Below are 11,908 nucleotides of genomic sequence, written 5' to 3'. Positions count from 1 at the left end.
GCTCATTTACTCCCCGCAGAGGGACCGGAGGAGGTCGTGATCCTGATGCAGGACAGCTTGCCTTGGTCGATCCGACCCTCGGACGCCAATAGCTTGAAGCCCAGGCTCCGGGCGCCGGAATCCGTACCGGAATTGGTGATATAGCCGCGATAATCGGTGATCTTGTCCAGGCCGATTTTTTCCAGCGCAGCTACTGGTCGGGTCGTCTCGAGTTCGATCCAGGCGCTATCGTTCTTCTCGCAACGCTCGTTGTTGGTCAGGAGGAACTTCGCCGCGGCGGGCGCCTGCCGGATACGGATCGCATGGGGCTTGAAGGAATCGTCTTTGCTGTCGTCATTGTCGCCTTCCGGACAAGGACCGTCAGCGCGCTTGGGCAAGAGTTTGACCACGGTACCGCTGCCAGGGCCAGGAACGTCAAACGAGCAGCTCTGCTCCTGGCCATCGATGGTCTGGTACAGCGTGAGAACGCCCGGCGGTTCGTTTGCGACAACGGCACAGGATGTTGCGCTGCCGATGACCAGCGCGCCGAAGATCAAGAATGCGCGCGCAAGCCCAGGCGTTGCTGGGAAGTTGCAGTGTGAACATTTCATCGTCAAGTTTCCGCTGATGAGTAGTGAAGGAAAGAAGAAGTTATCCGTCGACACGTTGTCCTGAAGAGGGTCTAACTTCCTGTTCGCTGTTCACAGCCTATTGCAGCAGCCCTGGCCTGACACCTGACAGAAATGACAGCCAAAGGCGCGACGCCGGAGTCGAGTGTCGGCTGCTAAGGCGCGGGCGGCTGTGTGTTTGCGGGGTGGCCTGACATTTCTGCCAGTAGGAAAGCAGACGTACGCATCGTAAAACTATGGCCATACCGCGATGCAAGGAGTTGGCTCATGGCCTCTAAAGTTGAAAAGGATGGAAACAGGCGCACATTCTTACCCCCGCCTGAAATCCCCTTGAAGAATGAATATGACGAAATCGATATCGATGCCCTGGCGGGGCAAGACCTGCAAACTTTTATCAAAGGCGATCATATCAATCCGGGCGATACCGTTTATCCGATATGGCGCGCACTCGATCCAGCCGGCATGCCCTTCGATGTACTCGGCTCTGCCTACGATGTAGCGCCGGGCTATGATCCGGATATTGGCCTGAGCGTGCCGATCGCCAACCGTTTCCTGGTATCGGCGAAGGGGGGATGGGCTTTCTATTCCTACAAGCTCAATGGTTTCGACGATGCGACCCCCGATTCGAGGCGCGTGTTCTGCTACCTGGGGCGGCGTGATCGTGGCGTCTCCGAAGGGCTATCGGTTGTCCAGGCCCGGGAGTCCCATGATCGGGTGATCGTGTGGGACGAACTGGAAACCGAAGGCGTACTGTTCATGGCGCCGCCGTACCAGGCCATGCAAGTTGGCGACAGTGTGGAACTGGTCATCCGGCGCTTCGATGCCACTGGCACAGAGCGTTCTCCAGTGACTGAACGCTATGACATCAGCGCATCCGATATTGGTCAGCCGCTGCGCTGGCAGGTCCGAAAGGCCTCGTTCACGCCCATTCGCGAGGGTCATGCGGACATTCACTATGAAGTTGCGCTGACGGGACGTCTCGATGTCCTGCTGTCGCCAGTGCAGAGTGTGCAGGTCGCTCGCGCGCCGAGCCCGACAGACTACCTGCCCGAGGTCAGGATCGATGGCCATGCCGGTGATCCGATCGATCCTGGCAGGTTTCCAGATGGGCTGACCGTGCGTGTTCCGGCCTATCCGGACATGCAGGTGGGTGACCAGCTGCTGCTGTATTGGGAAGGACCGACCAGCTTCGAGCCGCAGGTGCGGACCGCACGCATGGACGTGAGCAGTCTGCAGGTCGAGGACATTACCTTCGGAATCGAAGCGCAGCTGCTGGAAGCCGGCGAGCACCGAGTGTCCTATCAATTTGCCCGCGCTGGTGCAGCCCTAAGCTCCAAGGTAATGGTTCTCCAAGTCGAGGCCCCGCGCATGCTCGTAGCGCCGCGTATCGAACAGGCGCTGGAGGACGGTCCTGGCAGGCAGATGCTGGAGGCGGCCAAGGCGATTACCGGTGCCTATGTGAGCGTGCCGGACTTCGAGTTGCGGCCTGGCGAGAAGATCGAAGTTCATTGGCAAGGCTACCGCAACGGAGGCCAGCAGGTCACCGCCATACCGGAATCGCCCGATACCCGTCGCTACCGGATCGACCCAGCGGTGGTCGCGGCCAACATGCATCAGCCACGTGACCCTGAAGGCAGGCGCTTCCAGGTGTTCTACCGCATCGTCGGGGAAGATGGCACGCCGCTGCAGGACTCGCCCTCGGTGGACTTGCGTATCGCCCCGTTGGCGCCCAACCCGACCATTGCCTGCCGGGAGGCGGACAGCAACGGCGAGCTGCGCAACTCCAGGCTTACTGCCAATGGCGCGCTGCTGTTGATTACCGGTGCCGGTTTATGGCCATTCGCCGCCGAAGGGCAGTTGCTCACGATCAGCATCGACGACGTCGAGGGTGGTGTGCTGCGTGATGCCAAGCCGATCACTGTCGGAGAAGTCAGTGGAGCGAGGGTCGAGCAATGGTTGAGCCGGACGGTGTACGGCCGCATGGCTGATGGGGTGCAGCATACCGTACGCGGCCAGGTCAGCTTCGACCAGGGCGACAGTTGGCACGCCACCCCGCTGCTGCGCCTCACTCCCCGTAAAAGCCTCTGACTGGGCAGCCACGCAGATTTCACGAAATTCAGGAGCAATGAATCATGACCCTTCCCTCCACGGCAACCCTTTCGCTCGAGGAATTTCTGGCAAAGATGTCCGAAAAGCCTTGGACATTCGGCTGGGACGCCATTCTTGTCTTTGATCGTCAAAAGACCAATATGCTGTTGATGCAGGAGTACATCGACCGTTTCGACGCCGATGCCTATTTTCCCCCGATCGAACCTAGCGAGATCGACATCGCCGAAGGCATCAAGCACGCGCTGATAGGGCTGGTGCTGGACAAGCCACGGCTGTCGTTCGAGAACGCCAATATCTCCGACTCCAGGGCCAGGCTGACCCTGCGCATGGTCGGCGGCAAGCAGATGCAGCTCACCGAGGCGCTGCGCGACGGCAAGCCGGTCAAGACACCGACCCGGCTGTCGACGCTCAATGCAGTCGTCGGTCCTTCACTGCTGATGAACATCAATCTTCTGGCGGTACCGGGCAGTGTCGACTCGGCCGGCAAGGTGATGCTGGATCTGGCCCAAGGCTATGACTACTACTTCACCGGCGTCGAGACCGAGTACGAACGGGAGAAGGTCGGGGTGCATCTCAAGGGCATCCTGGAGCATTGGCAGGACGATCTTACCCAATTCGAACTTAGTGAGCTGAAGAAAAGTGAACAGTCGCTGCTGGAGCCGGGAAACTTCGGCATACGTACCCATTTGGCGCCGGGTGGCAATGTATTAGATGGCCCTGCCTACGGCGAGGGTGCCGTGGTGCTGTTCGTGGCCATGAAGGGCAGCCAAAACGGAAGCTATCCTGCCGCGAACGAGGACATGGTATACATGTTACCCTCCGGCCCTCGGACTTATTCCAGCAACCTGGTGTTGGGAAGCAAGTTCATCCTGGAAAAGGTCGTGCTGCCGGCCTTGGACGACGTGAACTGGATACCCGGCGCAAAACTCGAGTTGCGAGCGCAACCAGGGACCCCACGTGACCAGTTGGTCGCAACAGCTGGGATCCATACCTACGAGGCCTGGGAGCATACATTGGGCATCTTGACCGTGGCGCTGCCTGCCATGTCGATGGATTTCGTTTCCGAAGAGCCTTTGAGTTTTTATGTTGAAAATGATCACTTGATCTTTCGCTGGAAGACTCAGCCGAAGTCGTATGAGATCGATATCAATTATCTGAATACTGACTACAATCCGCCAAATCTAATTAGAACCAAGGCGCAAGTCGATGTCCTGCAAGATGTGCTCTGCAGGTTTTCGTTCAAGATCGAGCGGGTGGAAGAACAGCACCGTATTCGCTTCGAACTGAGCGAGGCCAAGATGGACTCCTCGCTCACGCTCACGTCGTGGGATAAGCGAATCCATGGCACCAAACTGGAGATGGCCCGCAGTATCTTGGACACTGCCCAGGCGCGTTTTCGCTATTTCACTGATTCGCTGCTCGACCCGCTCAAGGCGGTCAGCGCAACGCTGGACGCCTTCCGCTTGAACAACTTGCTGTTTCGCGGAGAAAACACCGTTGTTCCTCAGGCACTGCATTGGCCAACCGACCTGACCATACTGGGCGACCTGGCACCTGATCGTACCAGCCTAGAGATCAGTCCAGCCGAAGTGGTGGTATCGGGCGGCCGTACCCAGCACTTCAAGGTAGAGCCCGCCGGCAGCGTGCAGTGGTCGGTCGAGAACATCCCCGGAGAGTCAGGCGATACCGGCACGATCGACGCCAACGGGGCATACCAGGCGCCTTCCGCTGCCTCTTTGCGTGCCGATGGCTTCCGTCGGGTAGTGGTCAAGGCCACCCGCGGCGCAATGATCAGCAAGGCGCTAGTCAGCCTGGTCGAAAACGAAGTGTCCGTATACCCCTCGGTAGTTGTCGTCGGCCTGGGGTCGAGCCATTCGCTGGTGGCGGGTACTGCCGATGGCGCCGCCCTGGAATGGTCGCTGGGTGCGGACGGCTTGGGCTCGCTCGGCGACGACCCGAACAAGGATCCTGAAATGCAGGATGGCCGCCGGTACACCGCGCCCAATCGCTTGCCTGAACCCAAGCCTGGCGATCCGCTTGCCTATTTCGCATCGCGACTCGACCAGGTGACCGTGACGCCCAAGGCGGGCGGCACGCCACGTACCATCGATGTGCTGATTGCCGGCAACCAGAGCGGCTCCTACTGGCTCGAAGCGAGCGCGCAAGGCGCCAACGCAGTGAAGCTGACGTTCTACAGAGCTACCCGATCATCACCGAAGGATGAGGTGCCCGCGGCGGATACCCATTGGCACCTGTTCAAGGGCGATGGCACGTTGAGCAACGGCGTCTATACCCCAGCCGTCGACTCCGCCGAGCAATACGCGATCGTCCTGGCTTTCTACGATGACGGCGAAAGCAGTGACCGGTACGCCTACATGATCGTGCCTGTGCCTTTCGTTTCGACCCGGCATTTCATCCAACTACTCAGCACTCCAGTCTCGGAGGTATGACATGAGCGGACATTCCAAGCAGCAACTTCTCGAACGCCTGAGTCAGGCTTCCGTTCGCCATGGCTGGGGTGGTGTCCTGGCTCTTGACCAGAAGGTCCTGAACCTGACGCTGCGCGAGCAGTTTCTCGAAGCGCTGGGTGGCCTGAGCTTCGTCGAGCCGATCGATCTGCAAGCCGATCTGGACGAAGGTGGCCAGGTGACCATATCGTTCCGTGGCCTGGTTTTCGGCGCGCCCGAGGTGTCCTTCGAACAGGCGACGTTTGCCAAGGCCGAGCTGACCCTACGGCTGAGCATCATCGCCGGCGAATGCGTACGCGAAGTCGCGCCTGTCGGTCAACCCAGGCGGGTGGTGGAGAGCTTCTCCATCGGCGAGGAACTTGGTTATCGAGTCGAGGCTCGGCTTGCGCTTGGCACCGAGTCAGGTGACAGCAGCGCTTATGCTTCCGTGGTGCTCGACCTGGCGCAAATGCATGACGTCTCCACGAACCTTGCGCCCACCGAATACGCCAACCGGATGCTCGGCCGACGTCTGCAGGAGTACATCGGCTACCAGCCAGCCTACCGTCGCAGCTACACGCTCGGCCGGTTCGATCTGGAAGACTATCATCCGCTGAGTCCGAGCCGGATCGAGGTGCGCACCATGGCTGCGCCATGGGGGCAATCGGAGCCCGATCCACGTTATGGCGACGGCGCCGTGTTGGTGTTCATGCAGCTGGGTGTCGATGCACGACCAGGTGGCGCTCCTGATCCGGGCTTCGATTTCCCCTATCCGATTCCCGAAGAAGCGAGCGGCCTTGCCGGTACGCTGATTCTCGACCCGACCATAGACGGTCTAGGTGCAGGCGATGCCTTGGAGGCGCTCAGGCCATTGCGCATGACCAATGGCTTGGCCTTTGCCGATACTGACCGCCATACCCCCTGCGACTGGGTCTTGTTTGGCCAATGGCAGGCCAGCGCGCAGACCGTGCGTATCGAGCCTGCCTTCGCTACCGTCGCTGCCGGGCAGCACCAGCCATTCACCTTGCACGGCGCACCATCGGCAGTACAGTGGTCAGCGAGCAACTTGCTGCGACCCTTGGCCTCGGGCAGCTTCCAAGGCTCGACGTACAACTCGCGCGGTGTAGCCGATTTCGCCCAGGATCGGCAACTGGTGGTGGTCAGCGCTACCTACCCCGAAGGCCGCCGGCATGCCCTGGTTTCGGAGCGTGCGCGCTCCGTCCAGGTTAGCCCGCGGGTGGCGAGCTGGGTCGCTGGCAATGCGCCGATCGAGCTGCGCGCTGCCACCAGCGAGGGCGGCACCCTCAGCTGGACCCTGGCGGGCAGCCATCAGCTGGCGGGGGGGGCGCAACGCCACGGCTCCCGAGCCAACGGGCAGGCCTACATCGAAGAGCCACTTGGCGTGCTCGAAGACCTAGGCGCAGGGCGGGCGCGCTTCACCCCCGCGAACCCGAGCTCGTTCGTGCCGGAAATTCGCATCCAGCAGATCAAGGTGACCGACAGGCAGAGCGGGCAGAGCGCAGAATGTGCGGTGGTAATCATCGCCTGGCCAGCCAGCCTGGCCGTCGAGCCTTATCATGTGCCGCAGCTGGAGTCTGCCCAGACGGTCACGTTCAGCCTGGCCAACAGCAATCGGAAAGTGACCTGGCATGTATTTGGCGACGGCGAAATCGATGCCGATGGACGCTATACCCCTGCGCAGAAGCCGACCTTGCCGGTAAGCGTGATCATGGCGGATGACGGTGACGAACGCACAGGCTATGCCTTGGTGGAGGTCGCCCAGGACCGAGTCGTTTCGTCGGCAGTGATGTCCTGGACCAGACTGAGCACTTTTGAAGTGAAGGTGATAGGCGTACCTCGGTGTTTCGCCAACGGTTGGCAGCAACTGGAAATCGAAGTCAGCGTCGCGGCCCAGGACGGCCCCGATGGACAGCCTCTGGAAATCTCCGATGCCGACCTGGCCAGCTTGAAGCTGATGGAGCAGGGCAGCTCGAATGAAATTCCGTTCCTCAAGCCGGACGAGGAAGGCATCGATCCAGGGAGTGACCTGACCTGGGCAGTCAGTACCAGCAAGAATAGGGTCGATCCTCCCGCTGGAGTGATCGCCGAGCAAGATCCTGCGACCAGTCTTGCGCAGATCAGGCGCCGCCGACTTTTCGTACATACCCGGCAGGCCACGACCATCGAGGTCTATGCGGCCATACAGAATAGCCAGACCTACCAGTGGTTCTATTCGAAAGACAGTGGCGAGAAAGGGCGGGTCGAGTTGACCGGCCTTACGGTGCCCAGCTTTGCCCGTCCTTCCTATTCTTTCGAGCGCAAGCGCGTTTCAGGCGATGTTTCGCCTGTCGAGGGGGACGAATTCGTCTATGTGGACAACACCACGGACCATTGGCGTCTGGCGCATGTCGTGCGCGGTGGGGCCGTCGTCAAGTTCGTTCGCCTGCGCATTGCTTCGCAGGCGAACAAGTCGACGATCCGATGGGCTTCGCAGCAGTACGAGGATCACTACTGCAGCTACACCGGCTTCGCATTCAGCCGTGCCGACGGCAAAGAAGCGGATGAGGGACTGCTCTTCGACGGGCTTCTCTTTCGCATGGCAAGCCATCGTGAGCACAGCCTGCCAAGCCTTGAGGGAGAAAACGTCGCACCCGGCGAGTTGCTGATCAGCCTGCACCGGCGCTCGGGCTTCAAGTTCTGGGACGATATTCAGACCGGCGAACCTTACCGTGCCAGCCTGGAACGGCCGTTGGAACTGGAACTGATCGACCAGGAAGGCAACCTGCACAGGTTGCGCTTGAGCTTTGGTATCGACGAAGCGGATGGCAGGAACGGACTTACCGTGCGCGACAAGCTGCAGCTGTCTCTTCGCTAAACGAGTGCCTCTGCCGGTAAGGCAGGGGCCCAGCTCCCTTACTGGAATACAGTCATGACGATCAAATCCGTAGTTCATTCCAATGCATTCAACTTCCTCAGCTTCGTGCAGAACAGCGTCGACCCGCGCACCGGCCAGTACACCCTGGCCATCGAGCTGCCAGCCCTGGTCGGCAACGACCTGATCGGCCCGCAACTGCCCCTGCGCCTGTCGTTCAACCCGTTCAACGACCAGGATTCAGGCTTTGGCCAGGGCTGGAACCTTGCCCTGAGCCAGTACGTGCTCGCTACCCACATGCTCTCGCTGCACACCGGGGAAAGCTACAAGGTCACCGGTAGCGGCCCGCAGCCGGCGATCCGCGAGAAGAAGATCGACAGCTTCCACTTCCATGACGACAGCACCTCCAGCGACCAGCGCTACCGGATCGTGCACAAATCCGGGCTGGTGGAAATGCTCACCCCATTCGGCGACCAGCAGCCCGTCGCCTTGCCGACCCGCGTGCAGGCGCCCTCTGGCCACCACCTGGAACTGACCTACACCCTGTTTCAGGGCCAGCATTGCCTGGAACGCATCGTCGATGGCAATGGCCTGCAGCTGCTGCAGCTCGACTACGCCCTCGGCCAGGTGACCCTCGACCTGCATCCCGGCGCCGGTGCCAATGGCGCGCCGTTCGCGCGCTACACGCTGGAGCTGAGCAACCGTCAGTTGCGCAAGGTCATCTTGCCGACCGAGGACAAGGCGAGCTGGCGTTTCGAGTATGCCCGCGTGCGCGAGCTGACGTGCCTGAAGAAGATCTGGACCCCGGTCGGCGCGGTGGAGGACATCGCCTACGAGGATGACGGCCACCTGCTGCCGGGTGGTGGTTCACGCGTGGCGCTGCCCCGGGTCACCACCCACCTGATCGATCCCGGGTCAGGCCAACCACCGCTCAAGACCACCTACACCTATACCTACCGCGATCCAGACACCGGCCAGCAGGCGCAGAACAACTTCCTGGGCAACAACAGCGGTATCACCTGGCGCGACGATGGCCAGGACAACCTGTATCGCGCCCAGGCAAGCTATAAGTACAGCACCACGGCTCATCATTGGCTGACCGTCGATGACAAGGAAGTGGAAGCGCGCACGGTCGAGCGGCGATACAACCGCTTCCACCTGCTCGAGAGCGAGATCACCCGGCAGGCCGGTCATGTACAGGTCAGCGAGACGACCTATCACGGGAAAGTCACCGAGGCGTTCGACAACCAGCCGAACAATTTCCAGCTGCCACGAACCAGCACCCAGACCTGGCGGCTCGATCAGGATGCTGCCAGACGTCGTAGCGAGACGGTCGAAACCCATTATGATCTGCATGGCAACCTGATCGAGGAGATCCAGCCTACCGGGGTACGCACGGTCATCGAGTACTATCCTGCCCAGGGTGATCAAGGGTGTCCGCCCGATCCGGAGGGGTTCGTGCGCAACCTAAAGAGTGAAACGGTGCACCCTGCGCCAGGTGGTGATGCTCCGGCGCCTGTGCTGCGCACCAGTTACCGCTACCAGGCGCTTGCCGCTCTCGCTGGCGGCGCGGGCGGTTTCGCAACCTCCGCTTCAACTTGGCTGCTGCCGTGCCAGCAGACCTTGTGCGAGGTGATCGACACGGTCGAGCGGCCTGCCTTGCAGGCCACCTCCTTCCAAGCCATCGACAATGTCGGCGATGTGCTGCGTCATGGTCGAGCCCTGTCGCAGACCTTGAGCATGGGAGGACAAGACACCACGACCGAATACGCTTATCGCAAGGAAGTGCGTGACGGGCATCCGGTGTTGATCACCGAACAGACACTGACTGGTTTCGACCATGGTCGTCCCGGGGAAGATGGCCTGCCGCGCCATGCCTGCAAGAAGATCACGCTCGAGCACTCGATCCTGATCGGCGAACCCTTACTCAATCGTGACGACAACGATGTCGAGATCGCCTATGAATATGATGCGTTGCGCCGGGTCGTCCGGGAGACGGTGGCGCCCAACGATGACGTCTACAGGGCTTCGCGGGAATATGCCTACTACTTGGTGAGCGATGCGGGACAGCAGGCCTGGCAGAGCATGACGGACGTCAAGGGTGTGATTACCCGTTCGCTGGTCGATGGACTCAATCGAACGGTAAGCGAGCTGCGTCACGATGCCGATGCACAGAACAGTGTGTTGCGCGAGGAATTCCGCCTTCGCTACCAGGCGGCGTACGACGGGCTCGGCCAGTTGATCGAGGAAGTCCAGCACGATTGGCTAGGGAACGAGCAGGTCCCCCTTCGCACCCTATATGAGTACGATGAGTGGGGACAGCAGTGCTGCGAAACCGGCCCGGACCTGGTCAAGCACTTCCAGCACAACGACCCTATTGGCACTGCCGAGTCGGGAGATCTGCCGATTCAGACCGTCTGGAGCGAGTCTGCCGATGGAAAGAAACGTCTGGGCAAGACAGTGACCTGGATCAACCCATTCCAACAGCCTGCCCAGATGCAGCGTTTCGACCTGGCGGAGAAAGCCGTCAGCAAGCACGAATATTTCTACGACGGATTGGGACGTACCGTCAGGGAAATCGATGGGCGACGTGCGGTGACCCGCCATGCATACGATGCCTTCGACCGCCTCGTCGACCAGACGCTGCCGGACAACACCGTCGTGCACCGGGATTATGCGGTTCACAGTTCGCAAGATCTGCCGACCAGGATCCAGATACAGGAGAGGCAGAACATCATCGTGTTGGGAGAGCAGGCTTTCGACGGGATCGACCGCATGGTCTCTTCCACCACCGGTGGGCGCAAGCGTGTCATGTTCTACGACCCCGGACAGCGCCAGCCCAGGAAAGTCATGACCGCCACCGGCCAGGAAATCGAGTACCAGTACCTGCCGCAATTGAGCGAAGCCCCTTTGCAGCGAGGGATACCTGGCAAGCAGGCCAACTATGTCTACGATGCCAAGAACGCCCGGCTTACTTCCAGCAAGGAACAGCATCAGGAAATCAGCCGCGACTACTTCAGTACCGGTGAGCTCAGGTTGGAAACCCGCAGAATAGGTGAAGAAAGCTGGAACATGCAGTACGACTACAGCCTGCAAGGGCGGATATTGTCGTATGTCGACGTTCTTGGGCAGGAGCAGAGCTACACCTATGACCAGGCTGGCCGCCTCGAGAACACCACACTGGGGTCTACCCGAAGCGACTTCAGCTATGACGCCCTAGGCAACCTCGAGCGCATCGAGACACAGGACGGCGAGCAGAAGCTGACCACCGAACTCGAGTACGATGAGCTGGGCCGGGAAACACTGCGTCGTTTCATCCATTCGGACACGACGCAGGAACTTGCCCAGACGTACAACGCCATCGACCAGCTCACCCGCAAGACGCTCACCGAGCAAGGCAAGCTCCTGCGCGATGAAACCTATGACTACGACTTGCGTGGCCGCCTGGTGTCCTATACCTGTGACGGCCCCTTGGCCCCCTTGGACCCCTATGGCAAGACCATACGCGAACAGCAGTTCGACTTCGACCGGTTGGATAACATCGTCTGGGTCTTCACGGCGTTCGACGGGGCTGACGGCAAGCTGGAGGACAACGAGGCCACCTACCTGTTCGAGAATGAAGATCCCGCGCAGTTGAGTGGTATCGAGAACACCCATCCTGACTATCCGGCAAAAATCGAACTGCTCTATGACGGCGATGGCAATCTGGTACAGGACGAGCAAGGCAGGACGTTGAGCTATGATGCCCTGGGGCGCCTGATGAGTGTGGAACTGTCCGATGGCGGCGGTGCCCGCTATGACTATGATCCGCTGGACCGCTTGGCAAGCCAGGAAAGTTGAGATGCACGGCAGCTCGGGCCGCAAGGCCCGAG

5 protein-coding genes are annotated in these 11,908 nt (G+C 60.4%); 4 read left to right on the top strand and 1 reads right to left on the bottom strand.

Features of this window, described 5'->3' with window-relative positions:
* Nucleotides 1-2: 2 nt before the first annotated feature.
* Nucleotides 3-590, bottom strand: a complete 588-nt coding sequence (locus ACY8GK_RS09605) for a hypothetical protein (protein ID WP_462402894.1) — start codon at nucleotides 588-590, stop codon at nucleotides 3-5.
* Nucleotides 591-938: 348 nt separating this feature from the next.
* Between ACY8GK_RS09605 and ACY8GK_RS09600 the strand changes: the two genes are divergently transcribed.
* The 4 genes from ACY8GK_RS09600 to ACY8GK_RS09585 are packed head-to-tail and all read left to right on the top strand — an operon-like array spanning nucleotide 939 to nucleotide 11,876.
* The gene (locus ACY8GK_RS09600; RefSeq protein ID WP_462402893.1) at nucleotides 939-2,696 is read left to right on the top strand and encodes a hypothetical protein; all 1,758 of its coding nucleotides are present in this window, start codon (nucleotides 939-941) and stop codon (nucleotides 2,694-2,696) included.
* 44 nt (nucleotides 2,697-2,740) lie between these two features.
* The gene (locus tag ACY8GK_RS09595) at nucleotides 2,741-5,167 is read left to right on the top strand and encodes a hypothetical protein (RefSeq protein ID WP_462402892.1); all 2,427 of its coding nucleotides are present in this window, start codon (nucleotides 2,741-2,743) and stop codon (nucleotides 5,165-5,167) included.
* A 1-nt stretch (nucleotide 5,168) separates the two neighbouring features.
* Nucleotides 5,169-8,039 carry a hypothetical protein gene (locus tag ACY8GK_RS09590; RefSeq protein WP_462402891.1) on the top strand — a complete coding sequence of 957 codons (2,871 nt, stop codon included), beginning with the start codon at nucleotides 5,169-5,171 and terminating at the stop codon, nucleotides 8,037-8,039.
* Nucleotides 8,040-8,093: 54 nt separating this feature from the next.
* Entirely contained in the window at nucleotides 8,094-11,876 is a 3,783-nt protein-coding gene (locus ACY8GK_RS09585) for an RHS repeat domain-containing protein (RefSeq protein ID WP_462402890.1), read from the top strand.
* Nucleotides 11,877-11,908: the final 32 nt, after the last annotated feature.

Source organism: Pseudomonas sp. Marseille-QA0332 (assembly GCF_054950175.1).
This window is presented reverse-complemented; position numbering and strand designations above follow the sequence as displayed.